This window comes from Pseudonocardia charpentierae (assembly GCF_031845345.1).
GTDB lineage: Bacteria > Actinomycetota > Actinomycetes > Mycobacteriales > Pseudonocardiaceae > Pseudonocardia > Pseudonocardia charpentierae.
This window is the reverse complement of sequence record NZ_JAVREJ010000047.1, coordinates 1-20,390: the sequence shown is the minus strand read 5'-3', so window position 1 is coordinate 20,390 and position 20,390 is coordinate 1. Positions and strand designations below refer to the sequence as shown.

The following is a 20,390-nucleotide window of genomic DNA, read 5'->3' as shown; positions in this document are numbered from 1 at the left end:
GTCCGCGCGGCCCTGCGCACCCTCGCCACCCACATCGACACCCGGCTCGCCCAGGCCCGGCTACCGTCGGCGGCTGCCTGACACTCTGACCAAGTGCCAAAGTCCTGGCGACCAAGGATCGCTAGGTGATCGGCGGTCACCGGGAAACCTGTCGCCGCGGCGGCGAGCCAGGCCACCTACTCCGCGGGCGGACCCTGGTAGCCCTGCTGCGCGGACGGGTGGTCGAACCCCACCTCGCGCCGGTAGTCCGGGCCGATCTTGTTGTCCTTCACGACGATGCCGGTGGAGCCCTCACCCAACGCGAAGGCTTTGTTGGCCTTGCCCACCATCTCGTTGTTGGAGATCGTCACGTTCTGGATGTCCTCCAGCGCCACCGACTGTGCCTTGGCGTAGGCGTCGCAGTAGTTGCCGTCGAACAGCCAGTTCCGGCTGACGCCCTCCCGCGAGCCGCCCTCGTCGTTCGGCCCCTCGGCCATCAGGCACTGCGCCCGGATCTCCTCGCACCGATTGCCCTGGATCACCACGTTCGAGCTGCCCGGCCCGGACGTCGCGTAGGTCTGCATGCAGTCCACGTGCGAGTCGCCGACGTCGTCAGTGCCCTCCAGGTCGCGCACCGTGTTCCGGAGAACGCGGAAACCGTCGCCGAAGAACCGGATCCCGTCGACGTCCTCGCCGGTCCAGCGCACCTGGGTGATGACGTTGTCCTGAATCGTCACGCCCTCGCCGCTGGCCCAGATGCCCGTGCTGTCCGCGCCGTCGGAGATGAACCCCTGGACGACCACGTGGTCGGCCTCGACGCGGATGCCCGGCACCGTCGTCGACCCGCCCCCCGCATAGGTGATCGGCGCCTCCGGCATCCCACCCCGCGTGATCTTCAACGGGTCGTCCAGCTCCCCGGAGTAGCAGATCATGTCGCCCGGCTGCGGGTCGTCCGCGCCGCCCCGGCACTCGGTCGCCACCAACGGCGCACCGCCGCCCTCAACGGGTGGACTCGCCGACGTGCAACTGCTCAAGCCGATACCCGCCGTCAGGCCGATGACCAGCACCGTGATCAGACGCCGCATGTCCGCCCCCTACCGACCGGAACAGCTTTACCAACAGTTTAACCAAGTTCGCCGACGGACTTGCAGGAGAAGCAGTGGCGAGGCTTGAACCTGCACTGTCCCGCTTCCCGTTCTCGACCGGCATGGCGCTGCTCAGCACGAGCTTCGGAGCCTCAGTTTCTCGACGCGCAGGCCGCCCCGAGTCCCAGCGAGCCGCCTTGCTGGCCGACACCATCCACGACGTCTCCGACGCACTCGCCGCCGTACCGTTGTGGATCGCCTTCACCCTCGGTCGCCGCTCGCCGACCCGCCGCTAAACCTATGGCTACGGGCGCAGCGAGGACCTGGCCGGCATCTTCACCGCCGCTATGATCGCCTTGTCCGCTGTCGTCGCCGGAGACGAGTCGATCCGCCGCCCGCTCGCCCCACAGCCGAGCGAGAACCTGGGTGTGCTCAGCGCCGCCGGCGTCGTCGGCTTTCTCGGGAGCGAACTCGTGGCTCTACCGCATCCGGGTGGGCCGCTGGATCGGCTCGGCCGCCCTCGTCGCCGACGGGCTGCACGCCCGCACCGACGGCTTCACCTCGCTGGCCGTGGTGGCCGGCGCCCTGGGTGTCATGGCGGGATTCCCGCTGGCCGACCCGATCGTGGGTTCGGTCAGAACGGTCGCCATCCTGATCGTGCTCAAGAGCGTGGCCCTCGACATCTACCGCCGCTCATGGACGCCGTCGATCCCGACCTGGTCGACACCGTCGGAAGCTGCATTGAGAAGCGTGCAGGGTGTGATCGACATCGATGACCTGCGTCTGCGCTGGATCGGACACCCGCTGCACGCCGAGACCGCGCTCGTCGTCGACCCCGCTCTCACCGTCGTGGATGCTCAGGCGATCTCCACCGCCGCTCAGCACCATCTCCTGCACCAGGTGCCCAAGCTCGCCACGGCCACGATGCACGTCAGTCCCGCCGGGCCCGCCGGGCCCGCCGGCGATGCTCATCACGCGGAACTCCAGCACCACCGCTGACCGTCTGCCGACCTCAGATGCCGAGAGCCGTCACGCCGGAGCGACGACCTGGCGGTGCCGGTGGCCTCACGACGGTCGACGGCGTGAAGGTTGCGCCCCGGGCTCGGTGCTCGACGGGGTGCGCACCGGCGCGGTGGGCGGCGCGTGGGCGGTTCGGTCGCGCCGCGCTGCGCCGTCGTCGAGCCTGCTGTCACCCGTTCGTCAGCCCTCTCGGCACTCACTCGCTCGCGTGAACTCTGTGCCGACGCAGCGGCGGTCGAGGGGACGGAAGGTCGGTCGTCAGTGACCGAGCGCGGCGACCGCTGTCGACTTCGGAGCGATCGCCACTCTTTCGGACTAGTCTGCGGGTCAGTTGCGGCAGCGCTCGGTGTCGGATTTGCCCTTTTGCTCTGTTTGGGGTGGCGTTCGGTCCTCTATCAGCTCCGATCGCGTGGTCTTGGGGCGCACGCGGAACGTGACGCGTGCGGCGCTCGATAACGGAGCGCAGCAGCTTTTGTTACCAGCCGGTGACGCGGGGGGCCGCGGGTTCGCATACGAGGGACCGGGCGCCGGGGCTGGGTGGGTATGGGGCCGTTCCTCCGGGTGACGTACGGGCTCCATACCAGTGGGACGAAGACAGCAGACGACACGGGGGATCAATGACTGTGCTCGATCAGTTCGCAGCGATGCACCGGCCGATCGTGCGGGGGGATCTACCCGGGCCACGGTCGGCTGCTCTGCTCGAGCGGCAGGCCAGTCGCGAGTCGAACGCGCGGGTGTACGGGCGGCACTTCCCGATCGCGGTGGAGGAGGCGTCGGGGTCGTTCATCCGGGACCTCGACGGCAACGTGTTCATTGACTTCCTGACCGGCGCGGGGGTGCTGTCGCTGGGACACGGCCACCCGGAGCTGGTGGCGGTGGCGGCCGAGCAGCTGGGGCGGTTTTGTCATGGGCTCGACCTGCCGTCGCCGGCCAAGGACGCGTTCACCACCGCTCAGCTGTCGATGCTGCCCGACGGCATGCGGGACCGGATGCGGATGCACTTTTGCGGGCCGACCGGCGCGAACGCCGTCGACGCGGCGCTGAAGCTGTGCAAGACCGCGACCGGCCGCAGCGACGTCGTGGCGTTCTCGGGCGGGTTCCACGGCACCACGCACGCGACGATGGCCGTGACCGGGGTCGTGTCGACCAAGGCGCCGGTCGGCAACCTTATGCCCGGGGTGCACGTCTTCCCCTACTCCCACTGTGCCGACTGCCCACTCGAGCTCACCCGCGACAGCTGCGCCACCAACTGTGTGACGCTGCTGGAGCGGGCGCTGCGAGACCCGAACGGCGGCATTGTGCGGCCGGCGGCGGTGCTCCTGGAGCTCGTGCAGGGCGAGGGCGGTGTGGTGCCGGCGGACCTCGACTTCGTGCGGCGGCTACGGGTCCTGACCCGCGAGCTCGAGGTGCCGTTGGTCGTCGACGAGGTGCAGACCGGCTGCGGGCGCACCGGGACATGGTTCGCGTTCGAGCAGTACGACATCGAGCCGGACGTCATCGTCGCCTCGAAGGCGTTGTCCGGGATCGGGCAGCCGGTGTCGATCATCATGTACGCCGAGCGGCTCGACGTGTGGGCGCCCGGCGCACACACCGGGACCTTCCGTGGCAACCAGGTGGCCTTCGCGAGCGGCGCGCGGGCGGTGGAGATCGTTCGTCGCGACGATGTGCTGGGCAACGTCCGGGCGCGTTCGGCGCAGATCCGGCAGCGGCTAAGCGTCCTGCGGACCAATCCGTGGGTGCGCGACGTGCGGGGCCGCGGCCTGATGTGGGGGATCGAGCTGGCCGACCCCACGACAGGGGTGTGGGCGGGCGAACTGGCCGAACGGGTGCAGGCCCGCGCGCTGCGGGGCGGGTTGATCGTCGAGCTCGGCGGGCGCCAGGACTGCGTGGTGCGGCTGCTGCCGCCGCTCAACGTCACTGCCGAGGTGGTCGACATCGCCTGCGACATCCTCATCGAGGCCGTGGAGTCCTGCACGGAGCACCGCGCTGAACACTCCAGTAACGGGAGGCTCTGTCCCGCCGAGGGCGAGGAGACGACCTGCATCGCGCTCCACTCGTGAACACGGCACTGCATTCCGGGGAATTGTCGGACACGACCACGGTGCGGCTCCCCGACGAGCGGGATGCCCGCGTCCTGGTCGACGGGGAGCACTCCCAGCACATGCGGTGGCGGCCGGGCGAGCGCCTGGAGCACCTGTTCGAACAGCAGTGCGAGCGGCTGCATTGTGAGCGGGCGACCGACCGGCTCTGTGTGGACACCCGCGGGCCCGACGCGTCCGGGATCGCGCTGACCTACGGCGAGGTCGACGCGCGGGCCAACCAGCTTGCGCGACACCTGCTGGCCCGGGGCATCGGACCCGGCCACCGTCTGGCACTGCTGTTCGACGACGCCGTGCACGCCTACGTCGCGATGCTCGCGGTGCTGAAGGCCGGAGCCGCCTTCGTGCCGCTCGACCCGGGCTTTCCCGCCGACCGCATCGCCTACATCGTGTCGGACGCCGCCGTGTCCACGGTGCTGTCGCTGTCGCACCTGCGCAAGCACCTGACCGAGGTGCGGGCACTGGTCGTCGCCGTCGACGACATGGCCAGTCGGGTCGCCCGGGAGAGCGGAGCCCCTGTGACCGCCGCCGAGCGCGGACCGGCGGTCGACGACCTGGCCTACATCATCTACACCTCCGGCTCCACCGGCCGCCCGAAGGGCGTGGCGGTCGAGCACCGCAGCATCGTCAACTTTCTCCGGGTGGCCGCGGAGGTGTACGGCTACCGGCCCGACGACCGTGTGTACCAGGGCCTGACGATTGCGTTCGACTTCTCCTTCGAGGAGATCTGGGTGCCCTGGGCGGTCGGCGCGACGCTGGTGCCGAAGCCCCCCGGCGGCAGCCTGCTCGGCGTCGACCTGCACCGGTTCCTCAGCGAGCGTCGGGTCACCGCGATGTGCTGCGTGCCGACACTGCTGGCCACCGTGGAGGACGACCTGCCCGCGCTGCGGTTCCTGCTGGTGTCGGGCGAGGCCTGCCCGCACGACCTGATCGTGCGCTGGCACCGTCCCGGCCGGCGCTTCCTCAACGTCTACGGCCCGACCGAGGCAACGGTGAGCGCGACCTGGGCCGTGGCCGACCCGGACCGGCCGGTGACGATCGGGGTGCCGCTGCCGACCTACGCGGCGGTGATCCTCGACCCCGACGACCCGGGCCACGCACTGCCCCGCGGCGAGGTTGGCGAGATCGGTCTCACCGGGATCGGGCTCGCGAAGGGCTACCTCAACCGTGACGACCTCACGGCGAAGGCGTTCGTCCCCGACTTCCTCGCCGTCCCGGGCAACGTGTCGGGCCGCATCTACCGCACCGGTGACCTCGGCCAGGTCACCCCCGACGGCGAGATCGAGTACCTCGGCCGGATCGACCTGCAGGTCAAGATCCGTGGCTACCGCATCGAGCTGACCGAGATCGAGTCGGTGCTGCTGCAGGTGCCCGGCATCGCCCAGGCCGTGGTGGACACCTACGAGCCGGTGCCCGGCACGACCGAGCTCGTCGGCTACTACAGCCTGCGCACCGGCGCCGCGCCGCCGAGCGACGACGTGCTGCGGGCCCACCTGCGCGACCGGCTGCCGCCCTACATGGTGCCCGCGTACCTCGAGCACCTTCCGGTCATCCCGATGACGACCAGCGACAAGGCCGACCGGAAGGCGCTGCCGCCCCCGAGTACCCGGCGCACCACCGACGGGGAGTTCGTCGCCCCGTCCGGGCCGACCGAGACCGTGCTCGCCGAGCTGCTCGCCGCGACGCTCGGTGTGCAGCGGGTCTCGACCGACGCCCACTTCTTCGACGACCTCGGCGCGAACTCGCTGCTCCTGGCCCGGTTCGCCGCCCAGGTGCGCGCGAAGACCACGCTGCCGCCGATCGCGATGCGGGACATGTATCTGCACCCCACGGTCATCGCGCTCGCGGCGCTCGCCGACGCGGGGGCGGCGATGGACGCCCCCGTCGTTCCCCCCGCGGTAAAGCGGCCGGACACGTTGCGATACCTGCTGTGCGGGGCGGTGCAGGTGATGCTGTTCCTGGGGTCCGTCACCGCCGCCACCGGCTTGATGGTGGCAACCCTCGAGTGGCTGCGCGGCGCCGCAACCTTCGTCGACATGTGGCAACGCTCCATGGTGGTCAGCACCGCGACCTTCGGCGGGTACCTCGTGCTGTCGACGGCGGCGAAGTGGTTGCTCGTTGGACGCTTCAAGGCCGAGGAGTTTCCCCTGTGGGGCGGGCGCTACCTGCGCTTCTGGGCGATGAAGGGGATCCTGCGGGCCAACCCGCTGGCCGTGTTCGTGGGGTCGCCGCTCTACAACGTGTACCTGCGGTGCCTCGGCGCCCGGGTCGGTGCGGGCGCCGTCGTCCTCACGCGGGAGATCCCGGTGTGCACGGACCTGCTGACGATCGGGCCCGGCGCCGTGGTGCGCAAGAACACGCACCTCACCGGCTACCGCGCCGTCGCGGGGCGGATGCAGACCGGCCCGATCACGATCGGCGCAGGCGCCGTGGTGGGCGAGTTCTCGGTGCTGGACATCGACACGGTGCTGGGCGACCGCGCCCAGCTGGGCCACGCCTCGTCGCTGCAGACCGGGCAGGTGGTCCCGGACGGCGAGAGCTGGCACGGCTCGCCCGCCGTCCCGTGCGAGGTCGACTACCGGTTGGTCCCCCCGGCGCGGTGCGGCCGGCTGCGCCGGTTCGCCTACAGCGTCTGGCTGCTGGCCAACGCCCTGGTCGTGTCCGTCCCGCTCGCCCTGGCGCTGATCCTGCAGTTCCTCGAGTACATCCCGTTCCTTCCACGGATGATGCAGCCCGGCACGACGGCGGTCGACGACCCGGTCGTCCTCCTGCAGCTGCTGGGCTACCTCGCGGTGCTGTTCGTGGCGGGGATGCTCACCGCGCTCGTGTTCATCGCCACCGTTCCGCGCCTGTTCCAGCTCGGGGTACGCGAGGACGCCGTGTACCCGCTCTACGGGATCCGCTACTGGTTCTACCGGGCGGTCGCCGGGATGACGAACTCCCGCTTCTTCTGCATCCTGTTCGGCGACAGCTCGGCGATCCTGCACTACCTGCGGTTCATCGGGTACCGGCTGGGGCGGCCGCTCGTGCAGAGCGGCTCGAACTTCGGGGTCGAGGTGCGGCACGACAACCCGTACCTCAGCGGCGTCGGCAGCGGGACGATGGTCTCCGACGGGCTCACGTTCATGAACGCGGAGTTCTCGAGCACCTCGTTCCGCGTGAGCCCGGCCGAGCTGGGCGGCCGCAACTTCCTCGGCAACAACATCGCCTACCCGCCCGAGTCTCGAACCGGCGAGAACTGCCTGCTCGCGACGAAGGTCATGGTGCCGATCGACGGGCCCGTCCGCCAGGACGTCGGCTTGCTCGGGTCGCCGCCGTTCGAGATCCCGCGGACGGTCGAGCGTGACCGCGCCTTCGACGACCTGAAGGACGGCGACGAGCACCGCAGGCTCCTGCGGGCCAAGAACCGGCACAACACGGCGACGGCCCTGCTGTACCTGCTCGTGCAGTTCGTCAACCTCGCCGTCGCCGCGACCTTCGGCGTGGTGGCCTTCGACTTCTACTTCGAGCACGGGTTCTGGGTGGTGCCGCCGGCCGCGGTCGCGGGGACGATCTTCAGCATCGCGTTCCAGATCCTGGTGGAACGGGCGGTCACGTCGTTTCGGAGGATGAGCCCACGTTTCTGCTCGATCTACGATCCGTACTTCTGGTGGCACGAACGCTTCTGGAAGATGAGCATCGGCGGGTTCCTCGCGCTGTTCAACGGCACGCCGATGAAGGTCGTGATATGGCGGCTGCTCGGCGTCCGGATGGGTCGGCGGGTGTTCGACGACGGGTGCGCGATTCCCGAGAAGACACTCGTGCACATCGGCGACGACGCCGTGCTGAACGCGGGCAGCACGGTGCAGGCGCACTCGCTCGAGGACGGGGCGTTCAAGTCCGACCACATCGTGATCGGACCGGGTGTCACGGTCGGTCCACGTGGGTTCGTGCACTACGGGGTCACGGTGCACGAGGGGGCGGTGCTCGACGCCGACGTGTTCCTGATGAAGGGACAGGAGGTGCCGGCCTACACGCGGTGGCGGGGCAACCCGGCCGCCGAGACGCGCGACCCGCACGTGGCCCCGCCGCCATCTCGGTCCCCAGCCGCCCTGATCGCCACGCTCGCCCTCGCGGCCCTGATCCTGACGGTGCTGCCCGCGGGGATTGCGCTGGCTCTCGCGCCGCGGCCACCAGCGACTGCCTCCACCAAGGTGCCGGCGGCCGACCCGACGGCAGCGACCGGCGAGGGCGCCGCCGACGGCTTCGGTGACGAAGCCGTGGACGACGCCATGGACAACGCGGTGGAGCCGGAAACCGAACCGGCGACGGGCCCGCGGCCCGGCGCCGATGCGACGTCGCCCGGCGCCGCCCAGGACGAGCAGGCCGGGACCGTCGAGCCGGACCCGGCGGACGACGGCGGCGCGGACGACGGCGGCGCGGACGACGGCGGCGCGGGAAGCTTGGAGCCGTCGATCGAGCCCTCACCGGAACCGGCACCGTGAGACGCTCTCTGCCGAGGACGGCTCGCGTGCCGGCGGCCGTCGCGGCGGCCGTGGTGCTCGCCATCGTCGTGGCGGTCACGGTCGGCCTGCTGCGGTCGCTGTCGGAGCCGTCCCGCGGAGCCGGCGCGGAAGGCGGGCCGGATAGGTGTGTGGCCGCGCCCGACGCCGGGCAGCAGGACGTCGATCCCGACGACAGCCCGGAGGCCCCATGGCCGCACATCCGGGGCGAGCGGGTCGTCGTGCACTTCGCCGTCGCCGGCCTTCCGAACCGATACGCCGGGCTCGTCGACCGAGCGGCGAAGATCTGGGCGCGCAGTCCATGCGTCGAACCCGTGGTCGTCGCGGCGTGCCCATCGCGGGCGAACTGCTCCACCATCGTCGCCCGCGAGCGCGGGGGCGACGACACTGACGGCGTGTCCGACAGCGACGACCGGGGCGGCGTACGGCGGTCGAACACAATCACCCTGTACACGGGCCTGCTCGACGACGCCTCGGACAACGGCGCCCTCGCGACGACCGTCCACGAGATGGGACACGCACTCGGCCTCGTCCACCGCCTCGACCCCGACTCGGTGATGAACGCCGAGACCGACGACTCGACCGACCCGGTCCCCGACGCGATCGACTTCACCAACCTGGTCACCATCTACGGCTGATGGCGCGCACCCCGGGGGCCCGGGCTGGCAGAAGCTCCGCACCCCTGTGGGTGCCGACAACTGTGCTACACCTCCTGACCAGCGCCTTCGAGGTCGCCCAGGCTTGACCGGCCATTGCCGATCAGCATGATCGGTCACTGTGACTCTTCGACTCGCCTACCTCATGCTCGGACGCGTGCTGAGCTGGCTCGTGTCGCTCACCCGATCCGACGCAGCCAAGGACGTCGAGACCCTCGTGCTGCGATTCGAGGTCACGGTGCTGCGCCGAACCAATTACCGGTCGACGTGGGTTGGCCCCCAAGTCTAGCGATATCGCTAGACTCAAACGCCTGTCTGCAGTTGCGTGTCTCGGTGAGTGGGGCGGCTCGGCCGTCACGGTGACGAACCACCACGAGCAGGCCTGAACAGCCGGCTATCCGGAGGCAGTGTGACCATGTCGTCGCTTCTGCAGATCCTGGCCATCTACGTCGCGGCATCCATCGCGGCCGGTCTTACGCTCGGAGTCGCGCTGGGCACGATGATCCGTCGCGCTGAACGCCGTCACGACCAGCACGTCGCACAGCTCATGCGCTCCCGCACCTGCGAACCGTTGGCTGATCGGCCAGGCCCATACCTCCGCCGCGACTCCGCGGACGCTGCGCCCGAACGACGCTCTGCATCTGGCGAGCACCCTGCCGTCTCGCGCGAAGGAGTCACGGACAGGTAACGCAGCCAAGGGGCTGGCCGGGTAGGCGAAGAACACGCCCTCGCCGAACAGGGTGGCGAGCCGGTCGTGCTGGGCCATTTCCGACCACCGACGGTCCCCGCGCCGAGTGGACACCGGCGTGGGCGTCACCGCGGCGGTGGTCCACCGCTCGAGGTGTTGTGTATCGCCCGGCACGCGCGGTGTCGGTGATCCTCTCAAGAGACAACTCGACAGGCGCTACCTCCCCGGTTGCCGATCATCGAACGCGCCGTCGTATGCGTCTGTCCGGCTGCTTGACGACTCGACACGCGGGGCGAACGCTTAGGCGCCCACGCGTGGCAGCACGAGGCCGGATCGGTGTCGCTGTGTTGCCGCACCTGCCCGCTGGGATTCGGCCTCCGCTGGTGAGGCAGGTAGGAGGGGCGACTATGGGACAGGCACGTGACGCCGCCGATCGGATGACCGCCGCGGTGACGACGTCAAGAGATCTCAAGGAGCTGGCCGAGTGCTACCGCGAGAACGCGGTAGCCATCACACCCGACCAGGGCAAACTTTCGGGACGGGAGAGCATAACCGAGTATTTCCGTCAGTTCCTTGACTCCTTCACCGACACCCAGTTCGAGCATATCGCCTAGCATGAGTCAGGCGATGTGGCGATCGACGAAGGCTACTTCATTGGGATCAATACTGGAGCCCTGGTGGGACCCGGCGGTCAGAGCGTCCCGGCGACGGGCAAGCAGATCCGAGTCAGGGAATGCGACGTGGTCGTTGTCGAAGACGGCCTGATCCGCGAGCATCGCTTCTACTTCGACCAGATGGAGTTCCTCGGGCAGCTGGGCCTGCTTCCGGACGGAGAGGCACCCGCATAACCCGACGCCGGTCACACCGAGCTTGTTCGGATTGCCGTTGTGGCCGTCATCGGCCTGATCGTCGCCGTACGGAGCTCTGCTGCTGGTGGCATCCCGAACGGCAGGCACCCGAAGGAGGAACCGACGATGGACGAGCACCCAGGTATGGCACGGCTCGGTGTGTCGCGACGGACCGTGGTAGTCGGCATGGCGGCCGGGGCGGCGGCGACCGGGCTATTGGCCTGTAACCGCGGCCCCGCGACATCGGTGACCGTGGCACCGACGGCCGCCACCACCCAAGAGGCGACTCCGGCGGCCGGCGAGTGTGTGGCCACGGCGCCCGCGGCCGACCCGAGCGGCGTTGGGCTCGCCTCCCTGCTAGTCGGCGGCATCGTCCGCGACACGCCGACGGAGCCGGTCGAGGTGCGCATCTCGCGCTTCACGCTCAAGCCGGACACCCCCTTCCAGGCCACCGCCCTGCCGTACCCCTCGCTGATGTACATCGAGACCGGCGCCTCCGACTGCCCGGGCGGGGCGGGGCGAATCATCTACTGACCCGACGGAGCGATCCTGGACGAGACGACCAGCGAGGGCGTCCAGCACATCCCGACCGGCACGACGCAGTACATCCCGGCGAGCGTGCCGGACGGGGCCGGCAACGAGGGGACGGAGTTGATGTCCTCGATCGTGATCGAGTTCGTTCCCGTCGAGACCGGCGCCACCCCGCCGGGTTAGGTGTACTGCCCGGACAGGTTCGTCAACCTGCCGATGGGCGGGTGCCACCGATGGTGGTGGGGTCGGTAGCAGCGAACGTGGATTCAACGTGAATGCGTGCGCGACGGGATCGGCGGCAGGAGCATCGCTTGCTGGGCAGGTCGACGTCGACCGCGGAGGTGAACCTCACCACCGCGTTCGACGCGACGCTGCCGCTGCCCCTGCCACCGGTCCTAACGCCGACCCCGGGAGTCGTCCGTGATCGATACCGAACTGCCCACGACCCCGTCGGCCAGCCCGCTGGCCCGTGGGTTCGCTGCCTGCCTGGCCTCGGTCGCCGAGGTGCCGGTGACCGAGCTGCCGCTGCCCGCCGGAGACCTGCGCCAGGCCCTCGGCGCGTGGCGGTCCTGGCTGGCCGAACACGGCTCGGGTCTGGTACCCATCGCCGACCCCACGAGCTTCCAGTGGGCCGGCTGGTGGATCGCGGTCGTGCAGATCTCCGGCAGCGACCGGAACGGCGCAGAACAGGCCGACGTCACCGAGGCCGCCACGCTGGCTTTCGGCACGCCTCCCGGTGTCGTGCTCAGCCCGCAGGTCCCCGCGCTTCTCGGCCGGGCCACCGCCGACCTGCCGATCACCGCCGCCTACGCCGTCGCCTCCCTCGACCCGGTACTCCGGCCAGCACCGGCAGCACCGGACCTGCACGGCACCGTCGAAGGCCTCGCCGTCGCACCCGCCGCCGAGGCCGACATGCGGCTGCTCGAGGTCGCCTTCGCCCGCGCCGGCCGAGGCCTCGACGGCGACCGGTACGCCGCCGGTGCCGGCACCTTCAGTCCCCGCGCCGAGCACCGACCCGGCTACGACCTCACCCTGATGGCCGGCGAGGTGCTCGACGGGCTTGCCGCCGCTGGCCGCACCGTCGACTTCGCCGCCACCCGGCGCAACGTCCTGACCCGGGGCGTCGACGTCAACGCCCTGGTCGGCCGCACCTTCCGAATCGGCGACGTGCTCTGTCAAGGGCGCCGCCTGTGCGAACCGTGCGTACACCTCGACCGGCTCAGCGGTCCCGGCCTGCTCCGCCCACTCATCCACAAGGGCGGCCTGCGCGCCGACATCCTCACCGACGGCGAACTCCGGCTAGGAGCGCCCATCCGGCCGGTGTGAGCTGCTCTCCTGCGGCCGGCTCACCATCGGACGAAAACACGCCGACGCCGTCCCACCCGGCGCATCGAGCCGCGACTACAAGTCCAGTACGTAGAACTACGCATGGAGGGCCACGCTGCGTAAAACTATACTTCGCAGCTCGCGCCAATGAACGCATGGTTCTCAACGCAATAAGACTGATTGGAGAAACCCACCATGACCACTGCCCTGGCACCAGCTCCTGCGCCAGCGAAAGCTCCCGCAGGCATCGAGCCTTCCATCCCCAATAAGGTACGAGCCGCGTTTGCATTCCTCCCGGAGCAAGCCACAGGCGCACATAAGCTGGCCGACTTTCTCATCGAGATCGGTATACAGGGTCGCCGGAACGACAAGCTGTCCTGTCCGGTCGCCAGCTACCTCCGGGCGGTGACCGGCTACGGGAATATTCGAGTTGGAACGCTCACGACGACGGTGAAGACGCCGAACGGTTCAGTTACGATTCAAAACCCAGCGGCCGTGGTTAGCTTCATCGTTATCTTTGATCGCGGCGGGTATAAGACCAGAGACGCGCAGGACCCGCTCTGGGCCGGGTGGTGACGAAGCTCCCCGTGCGAGCCAGGCCAACCACGCCGCCGACGCCGTGAATGGCGACGACATCGAGGAGTCGTCGTAGCGCAGCCGGTATCTCAGCCGGATCGCCAGCTGGCCCCGCAGAGCGCGTTCGCCGCGTTGTTCTACCTCGACGGCCTCGGATACATCGTGCTGACCGTGGCCCTCTACCTCCCGGCCCTCGCCCGGTTCCGGCGGCTGATCCGCAGGGCCCTGATCGCGCTGACGGCCGCGACGATCGTCGCGTACTTTGCCCTGATCCAGGGCCAGTACGACGCGATAGGCATCGGAGACAAGATTGCCGAGCTGGTGCTGATCGTCCTACTGGTCATGGAGGGGCGCCGCGGCCGCCGGCCCGCGGAGGCTCGATTACCTGAGCGGCCCGGACCGCGAGGGTTCCAGAGGAGTTCGGCTGCCATCACCATCACCACCGAACCGAACTGGCCGGCCCAGTGGCCGATGCTGATCTTGGTGCCCGCGGTCCTGGTCTTCGCGCGTGGTGGCTCCGCCGGACGGCACCGGCTCGGACCTGGTCGACGCCGAGGCCCAGCGGTGGCGGGCCGACGCCGTCCTCGGCGTGGTGATTGGGTTCAGGCTGGGTCGCGCCACATCGGCCACATGGGTGGGCCGCCGGCGACGGCGGAGGGTGTCGCGGCGTGGAAGCCGTGCCGCTCATAGAGCGCCTTGTTGCGGGCACTGGTGGCTTCGAGGTAGGCGGGGTGGCCTGCCCGGTCGGCACGCTTGAGTACGGGTGTCATCAGTGCGGAGCCGAGCCCGTGGCCCTGCGCGGCCGGGACCACGCCGAGGAACCAGAGGTACTCGTGCGGCCGGTGCGGGTGCTGCTGGTCCATCAGGCCGACCAACGCCAGAATCCGGTCGCCGTGCGGCGCGCACAGCTCGGCCAGTTCGCCGGCGAACCGCTCGGCGCGCTCGTCGGACATCGGCGCCCGTCCGGCGGGTACCCACAGCGCCGCGCCGGTGACACCGGCGATGGTCGTCCATGTGTCGTCGTGTGGCGCGAGGATGTCGACGACCAGGTCGAAGAAGGCTCGTGTCGCCGTCGGACGGGCTGCGTCGTCGGGCAGTATCCAGCGGAACACGGGGTCGTCGGTGAACGCGGCGGCGAGCGCGGAGGCGATCGCCGCGGCGTCGGCGGTTCGGGCCTTGCGGATGTCGCCGGTGGTGGTCAGGACGGCGGTCATGTCGTTCCCTCCTCGTGTCGGATCTGTGCGGGGAGAAGGGTCGGGTGCGGCGCTGACCGCTCGGTGACATTTCGCTGACGGTCCGGGCGTGCCAGCATCGAGGCTGCGTCAGGCCGGAGGTCGCCGTGCTGTTCCGGGTGCTGGGTCCGCTTGAGGTCGAGTTCGGGCCGGGCGAAGTGGTCGCCCCGAGTGGAGCGCGTGCCCGCGCCCTGCTCGCCGCGCTCCTGCTGGATCCCGGCGCGGTCGTGCCGGTGCATCGCCTGGCGGAGATGGTCTGGGGTGAGGTCCAGCCGGAGTCGGTGGAGAACGCGGTGCATGTGGCGGTGGCGCGGCTGCGGCGCGCGCTTGGCCCGGCTGGTGCCTGTGTGGTCACCCGGCCGCCCGGCTACCTGATGGACCTGCGCGGGGCGCGGGTGGACGCGGACCTGTTCGAGCAGCGGTGCCGTGCCGGCCAGGCGCGGATGGACACTGATCCCGGAGAGGCGGTCCGCCTTCTCGAGGAGGCGCTCGCGCTGTGGCGCGGCCCGGCGTTCGGCGAGCTGGCCGAGGAGTTCGCTCGACCCGCCGCGGTCCGGCTTGAGGAGCTGCGGCGCGGCGCGGCGGAGTACCGAGCCGAGGCGCTGCTGCGCGCGGGGTCCGTGGAGCAGGCGCTGGCCGCGGCGGGCGACCTCGCGGCGGCGCACCCGCTGGCTGAGCGGCCGGTCTCGGTGTTGGTGCGGGGACTGGCCGCGGCGGGGCGGACCGCCGACGCGCTCGAGGCCTACCGGCGGCTGGCCGATGTGCTGCGTGAGGAGTTGGGCCTCGACCCGTCTCCGGAACTACGGGAACTGCATGCGCGGCTGCTCCGCGAGGAGCTGGTGGCTCCGGCCCCGGTCGGCGTCCGGCTGCCCCGGCGACCGTCGCCGCTGGTGGGCCGGGACGAGGAGTTGCGCGCGGTCGCTGCCGCGCTTGCCGATGCCCCGCTGGTCACGCTCACCGGGCCGGGTGGGGTCGGCAAGACTCGCCTCGCCCTGGAACTGGCACACGCGGTCGTGGCGGAAGGTCGCTGTGTGTGGTGGGTCGATCTGGTTCCGGTGCCGCCGCCGCGGGTCGCCGAGGCGGTCGCGGCCGCGACCGGGGTGGAGATCGTTCCCGGCGGGGACCCGGTCGGCGCGCTGTGCGCCACACTGGCCCGGGCGCGGGGGCTGCTGGTGCTCGACAACGCCGAGCACGTGCTCGACCCGGTGGCCGAGCTCGCGGAGCAGCTGCTCGCCGAGGCGCCGCATCTGACTGTGCTAGTCACCAGCCGTGAGCGGCTTGCCCTCGACCAGGAGGCGGTGCGGGCGCTGCCGCCGCTACCCGTGCCGGTCGGCGCGGACCCGATGAGCCCGTCGGTCCGGCTGTTCCTCGCCCGCGCTGGCGCGTTGCCCGAGCTCGCCGGCGGGGATGGCCACGGAGGGGTTGCGCTCGTTGCCGAGCTGTGTCGCCGCCTCGATGGGCTGCCGTTGGCCATCGAGCTCGGCGCCGCCCGCGCCGCGGCGCTCGGGTTGCCCGCGCTGGCAGAACGACTGGGCGATCGGCTCGACCTGCTCGGTGGGGGCCGCCGCACCGCGGACCGCCGCCACCGCACCCTGCGCGGTGTGCTGGAGTGGTCACACGAGCTGCTCGCGCCGGCCGAGGCGGTGTTGTTTCGTCGCCTCGGCGTTTTCCCCGCCGGTTTCGCGCTTGCCCAGGCCGAGGCGGTCTGCGCCGACGGCCGCCTGCCGCAATCGGCAGTCCCCGCGCTGCTGGCCCGCCTCGTCGAGCAGTCCTTGGTGCAGCGCGGACCCGACCACCGGTTCGCCCTGCTGGAGACGCTGCGTGCCTACGCCGTCGAGCAGCTTGACGCGGCCGGGGAGACCCGGCTGCGGGACCGGCACGCCCGCGACACCGCGGCCCGGCTGACCGCCGAGACACCTCGGTTGTGGACCGAGAACGAACCGGTCGCCGTGCGTGCGCTGCACACGTTGACTCCGGACCTGCACGCCGCGTGGGCGCACGCCGCCGAGCACGACCGGGATCTCGCCCTGCAGATGGTGGCCGACGTCTACGACTTCGCCTACTTCCGGCAGCGGCTCGACCTGCTGGGCTGGGGGCTCACCGCGGCCGCCTGGCAGATCGAGGAACCTCGGCACGCCCCTGCGCTCGCCACCGCGGCAGCGGCGCTGTGGTCGGCCGGCCGGCTCGCCGAGGCCGCAGAAACCGCTGAGCGCAGCATCGCCCTCGCCGGCGGCCGGGACGCACCGGGGGCCGCGCTCGCGCTGAACGTCTCCGGCGACATCGCGATGTTCCTCGGCCGCACCGCCGACGCGGTCGAGCGCTACCGGCGCCACGGCGCGCTCGCCGATCCCGTCGGGCGCCGGGTGCCCAGGCTGGTGACCGCGCTGTCGATCGCCCACGCGCTGATCAACGGGCGCCGCCGCGACGAGGCCGCGGCAGTGCTCGCCGACGTGGCTCCGCAGGCGCTGCGCACCGGAAACCCGACCACGCTGGCCTGGGCGCACTACCTCAATGGCGAACTGGTCAACGACACCGACCCGGAACGGGCAGCCGGCGAATACCGCGCCGCGGTCGCCTGCGGCACACCGGCCGACTCGCGGCTGTTCGTCACCATGGCCCGCAGCTCGGCCGCCGCGCTCGCCGCACGCACCGGCGACCCGAACGAGGCGTTCACCGCGCTGGAGCAGGTACTCGACGAGTGGCTCCGGCTGGGCAACACCGCCGCCGCGTTCTTCCTCATACAGCACGTCGCGGTCGCCCTGAGCCGGGCCGGCGCCGACCACGACGTCGCGATCATCGCCGGGGCAGTCCACGCGCACGTCCACCAGATGCCCGGCTTCGCCGTCGATGCCGAACGCCTCACCGCCGCGCTCGCGCAAGTCAGGGCCCGGCTCGGCGACACCGCCACCGACACCGCACTCGCCCAAGGCGAGGCACTCTCCCTCCCCGCGACCCTGACCATGGCCCGCCGCGCCCTCGCCGCACAACGCTCGCGGCCCGCGCCCAGTGAACCCACGACGTGAGGACTCAACTGCGCAGTCGTGCTTCGGCGGGTAGAGCCGGGGCACCCGAACGGCATAAGCCGGCAGCGGTGCCGCCGCCCGGCGAAGATCCGGCTGTGCACCAAGGAGATCGACCGGAGGCCGAACGGACTACCGATCCGACCTGACCACGAAGACGTCCTGGTCATCGTTCCGCCGGTGTATCCCCTTGTTCCGCCGACCGTCGGCGTCGGCCATGGCCGCTTCGTCGGGCATCCCCACGTCTTTCAGGGCGACCCCATCTGCTTGTTACTCGACCCCGACCAGGAATGGCACCCCGACCTAGTGTCCTGCGCCGTTGATTCGGTGAAGAAGTCGTCCGAGTCGTTCGAGGATGTCCTCGGCGGACTTGGTCCAGATGAACGGTCTGGGGTTGTCGTTCCAGGCCTTCACCCAGCCCCGAATGTCGGCTTCGAGTGCTTGGACGCTGCGATGGTCACGCGCTGGAGCAGGTCCTCGGTGAGGTAGGCGAACCAGCGTTCGACCTGGTTGAGCCAGCTGGAGTAGGTCGGGGTGTGGTGCAGGGTGAAGCGGGGATGGCGAGCCAGCCAGGTCTTGATCGCCGGGGCCTTGTGGGTGCCGTAGTTGTCCGCGATCAGGTGGACCTGTAGGTGCGCGGGGACCGTGGCGTCGATCTTGGTCAGGAACTTCTTGAACTCGATCGTGCGGTGCCGGCGGTGCAGCGAGGAGATCACGGTGCCGTCCGCGGTGTTGAACGCCGCGAACAGGCTGGTGGTGCCGTGCCGAATGCTCTGGGGCAGGACGTAGTCGTGGGTGGCGCGCTCGGGCATTCCCGGCATCATCGGGAACGCCGGCTGGGACCGCGCCAGGGCCTGGACCTGTGACTTCTCGTCCACCGACAGCACGACCGCACCCTCGGATGGGTTGAGGTAGAGCCCGACGACGTCGAAGACCTTCTCCACGAACAACGGGTCGTTCGACAGCTTGAACGTGTCGGCGCGGTGCGGCTTGAGATCGAACGCCGTCCAGATCCGCCCGATGCTCGAGCGCGACAGCCCGGTCCGTTCGGCCATCTTCGCCCGCGACCAGTGCGTGGCATTCGCCGGCGTGGACTCCAACGTTGCCACCACGATGTCCTCGACCTGCTCGCCGGTGATCGACGATGGGCGCCCGGGCCGCGGATCATCGGCCAGCCCGTCCAAGCGGGCCTGCACGAACCGGGCCCGCCATTTACCGACCATCTGCACCGAGACCCCGAGGTCGTCGGCGACCGCGGTGTTCGACCGACCCTGCGCGCACGCCAGCACGATCCGAGAGCGCATCGCCAGCGCCTGCGCCGAGGTGGCCCGCCGCGCCCACCGCTGCAACTGCTCGCGCTCCTCAGCGGTCAGTTCCAACACGGCTTTCGGACGTCCGGTGCGGGCCACACCCCAGTCTACGACTTAACCTGCGAAATATTGGCGCAGGACACCAGGCGTCGTCGGCTTCCTCGACCGGCTCTGGTCCTGGCTCGACAACGCCGCCTCCGGGTCGTTTGACGCGCAGACGGCGCTCTACCACCCGGAACAATGGTTGAGACCTGTGGATGACCGAGGAGGGTCGTACCCTCCCGATCACTCGCAAGCCTCAAGCAACGCCGGCGCGCCAACGCCGGTCGGAAGGGTACGACCCGTGCTCACCGTAGTTCCTGGAGCCGCTGACGCCGATCCGCCGACGCCCTGGAAGAGGCGAGGGGTGCTACTACTGGCCAGCGCGTGGCAGCAACCCGGGGCGGGCTGTCGTGACAGCAGCCACCAGCGAAGACCGACTCTGGCGTGCCTCGCTCGATCTGACGAGGTGGCGTTCGAGGTCCGGGTACTCCATGTACCGGACCTGTTCGGTGGCCGTGCCCGGGTCCTGCACCCACGAGTCGCGGTACGGCACGGCCCCGCTGTCGAGGCGCTCGATGCCGTAGAGCGGCACGGTGTCCGAGTAGCACATCGCGACGTACTGGCGGTTGTTGCGCCAGTCCAGCGCGAGCCCGTCGTCCGTCTTGTACTGCTGGAGGCACGGCGCCTTGCCCAGCCAGCCGAGTGCCAGGAGGGCGACCGCGACGAGGAGCATCGCGCGCAGCGGCGTCCAGAACCGGCTGCGCCCGACGACCGCGTGCGCCCCCAGCGGGCCACCTACGACCCGGCTCGCGGCAGCCGCGAGCGGCTCCGTCCAGGTCGGGATCACCCGGCCCACGGGCTCCGGGGAGGCGTGCGGTCCCGGCGGGCGGCTCATCCCGTCTACGGTGTCCCGGCGGTGAGGGGCTGCCGGCCCGACGTCCGCGACACCGGCTGGCTGCTGCTGCGCAGACCCGGAACGTCGAACGGGCTCTGGTCGAACGCAGCCCCCTCGTCGGAGGAGTCGTCGCTGCTCGAGCGGCCGTCGGACCCGCTGTCCGAGCCGCTCCCGCGCGAGTCGCCCGAGCTGTCGGAGTCGCTCGAGCTACCCGATCCGCTGCTCGAGGAGTCGCTGTCGGAGTCGGAGTCCTTCTTGTCCTTGTCCTCGTCCGACTTCTCGTCGGAGTCCTCGTCGTCGGAGCCGTCGGACTCCGTCACGACGACCGGCGGCGCGCCGAGCGCGACGAAGGGGGAGAACTGCTCGACGGGGGTGCCGCGCAGCGCTCCGGTCATGAACGTCTGCCAGATCGAGCCGGGCAGCATCCGCCCGAACACGGGGCGCCCGGCCGAGTTCACGGACCACCCGCTGACCCTGGCGAGCGACCCGTCCGCGGCCGGGCTCGAGTACGCGCCGTTCGTCACCGCCCTGCACTCGGGCGACGGGGTCAGCGTGTTCGACAACGGAGCGCCCGCGAGGCG

The 20,390-nt window shown here is 70.5% G+C and carries 18 protein-coding genes and 1 pseudogene; 12 read left to right on the top strand and 7 right to left on the bottom strand.

The features are described 5' to 3' along the window. Positions 1–176 precede the first annotated feature (176 nt). A complete protein-coding gene (locus tag RM445_RS30580) occupies positions 177–1,064 on the bottom strand; it encodes a right-handed parallel beta-helix repeat-containing protein (protein ID WP_311560352.1) in 888 nt (295 codons plus the stop codon). Positions 1,065–1,138: 74 nt separating this feature from the next. Between RM445_RS30580 and RM445_RS30575 the strand changes: the two genes are divergently transcribed. From RM445_RS30575 to RM445_RS30555, 5 genes are all read left to right on the top strand, one after another. Then, on the top strand, positions 1,139–1,360 hold the full coding sequence (locus RM445_RS30575) for a hypothetical protein (protein WP_311560351.1): 222 nt from the start codon (positions 1,139–1,141) through the stop codon (positions 1,358–1,360). A gap of 196 nt (positions 1,361–1,556) precedes the next feature. Further along, positions 1,557–2,063, top strand: a complete 507-nt coding sequence (locus tag RM445_RS30570) for a cation diffusion facilitator family transporter (protein WP_397469443.1) — start codon at positions 1,557–1,559, stop codon at positions 2,061–2,063. A 638-nt stretch (positions 2,064–2,701) separates the two neighbouring features. Beyond that, on the top strand, positions 2,702–4,144 hold the full coding sequence (locus tag RM445_RS30565; protein WP_311560349.1) for an aspartate aminotransferase family protein: 1,443 nt from the start codon (positions 2,702–2,704) through the stop codon (positions 4,142–4,144). Further along, the gene (locus tag RM445_RS30560) at positions 4,141–8,667 is read left to right on the top strand and encodes a Pls/PosA family non-ribosomal peptide synthetase (RefSeq protein ID WP_311560348.1); all 4,527 of its coding nucleotides are present in this window, start codon (positions 4,141–4,143) and stop codon (positions 8,665–8,667) included. The genes RM445_RS30565 and RM445_RS30560 overlap by 4 nt, the downstream gene beginning before the upstream one ends. A 26-nt stretch (positions 8,668–8,693) precedes the next feature. After that, on the top strand, positions 8,694–9,323 hold the full coding sequence (locus tag RM445_RS30555) for a matrixin family metalloprotease (protein WP_311560347.1): 630 nt from the start codon (positions 8,694–8,696) through the stop codon (positions 9,321–9,323). A 412-nt stretch (positions 9,324–9,735) separates the two neighbouring features. Here RM445_RS30555 and RM445_RS30550 read toward each other — a convergent pair whose 3' ends face one another. Next, entirely contained in the window at positions 9,736–10,107 is a 372-nt protein-coding gene (locus RM445_RS30550; protein ID WP_311560346.1) for a hypothetical protein, read from the bottom strand. Between the two features lie 329 nt (positions 10,108–10,436). On the opposite strand from RM445_RS30550, the gene RM445_RS30545 reads away from it, so the two are divergent. The 3 genes from RM445_RS30545 to RM445_RS30535 all read left to right on the top strand — a co-directional run bounded on the left by RM445_RS30545 (position 10,437) and on the right by RM445_RS30535 (position 11,411). Continuing rightward, positions 10,437–10,643 (top strand): nuclear transport factor 2 family protein, encoded by a 207-nt coding sequence (locus tag RM445_RS30545; RefSeq protein ID WP_311560345.1) that lies wholly within the window; start codon positions 10,437–10,439, stop codon positions 10,641–10,643. A gap of 15 nt (positions 10,644–10,658) precedes the next feature. Then, a complete protein-coding gene (locus tag RM445_RS32655; RefSeq protein WP_397469442.1) occupies positions 10,659–10,877 on the top strand; it encodes an ester cyclase in 219 nt (72 codons plus the stop codon). Positions 10,878–11,003: 126 nt separating this feature from the next. After that, complete coding sequence (locus RM445_RS30535; RefSeq protein ID WP_397469441.1) at positions 11,004–11,411, top strand: hypothetical protein; 408 nt, start codon at positions 11,004–11,006, stop codon at positions 11,409–11,411. On the opposite strand, the gene RM445_RS30530 is transcribed toward RM445_RS30535, so the two are convergent. Further along, positions 11,405–11,578 carry a hypothetical protein gene (locus RM445_RS30530; RefSeq protein ID WP_311560342.1) on the bottom strand — a complete coding sequence of 58 codons (174 nt, stop codon included), beginning with the start codon at positions 11,576–11,578 and terminating at the stop codon, positions 11,405–11,407. The two genes, RM445_RS30535 and RM445_RS30530, sit on opposite strands and share 7 nt — an antisense overlap. A gap of 250 nt (positions 11,579–11,828) precedes the next feature. On the opposite strand from RM445_RS30530, the gene RM445_RS30525 reads away from it, so the two are divergent. Together RM445_RS30525 and RM445_RS30520 are read left to right on the top strand one after the other, a co-directional pair. Beyond that, positions 11,829–12,734 carry an MOSC domain-containing protein gene (locus tag RM445_RS30525; RefSeq protein ID WP_311560341.1) on the top strand — a complete coding sequence of 302 codons (906 nt, stop codon included), beginning with the start codon at positions 11,829–11,831 and terminating at the stop codon, positions 12,732–12,734. Positions 12,735–12,929: 195 nt separating this feature from the next. Next, complete coding sequence (locus RM445_RS30520) at positions 12,930–13,310, top strand: hypothetical protein (RefSeq protein WP_311560340.1); 381 nt, start codon at positions 12,930–12,932, stop codon at positions 13,308–13,310. Positions 13,311–13,912: 602 nt separating this feature from the next. Here the strand turns inward: RM445_RS30520 and RM445_RS30515 are convergent. After that, positions 13,913–14,524: a GNAT family N-acetyltransferase gene (locus RM445_RS30515; protein ID WP_311560339.1), complete on the bottom strand. Its 612-nt coding sequence runs from the start codon at positions 14,522–14,524 to the stop codon at positions 13,913–13,915. A 125-nt stretch (positions 14,525–14,649) separates the two neighbouring features. Here RM445_RS30515 and RM445_RS30510 point away from each other — a divergent pair, with 125 nt between their 5' ends. Further along, the gene (locus tag RM445_RS30510) at positions 14,650–17,565 is read left to right on the top strand and encodes a BTAD domain-containing putative transcriptional regulator (protein WP_311560338.1); all 2,916 of its coding nucleotides are present in this window, start codon (positions 14,650–14,652) and stop codon (positions 17,563–17,565) included. A gap of 300 nt (positions 17,566–17,865) precedes the next feature. Here the strand turns inward: RM445_RS30510 and RM445_RS30505 are convergent. The 3 genes and pseudogenes from RM445_RS30505 to RM445_RS30495 all read right to left on the bottom strand — a co-directional run bounded on the left by RM445_RS30505 (position 17,866) and on the right by RM445_RS30495 (position 20,204). Further along, positions 17,866–18,971, bottom strand: a pseudogene (locus tag RM445_RS30505) (IS630 family transposase). 313 nt (positions 18,972–19,284) lie between these two features. Beyond that, a complete protein-coding gene (locus tag RM445_RS30500; protein ID WP_397469440.1) occupies positions 19,285–19,809 on the bottom strand; it encodes a hypothetical protein in 525 nt (174 codons plus the stop codon). Positions 19,810–19,814: 5 nt separating this feature from the next. Then, a complete protein-coding gene (locus RM445_RS30495) occupies positions 19,815–20,204 on the bottom strand; it encodes a hypothetical protein (RefSeq protein WP_311560337.1) in 390 nt (129 codons plus the stop codon). On the opposite strand from RM445_RS30495, the gene RM445_RS30490 reads away from it, so the two are divergent. Further along, the coding region (locus RM445_RS30490) for a hypothetical protein (RefSeq protein ID WP_311560336.1) at positions 20,203–20,390 on the top strand (188 nt) is incomplete at its 3' end. The genes RM445_RS30495 and RM445_RS30490 overlap by 2 nt on opposite strands.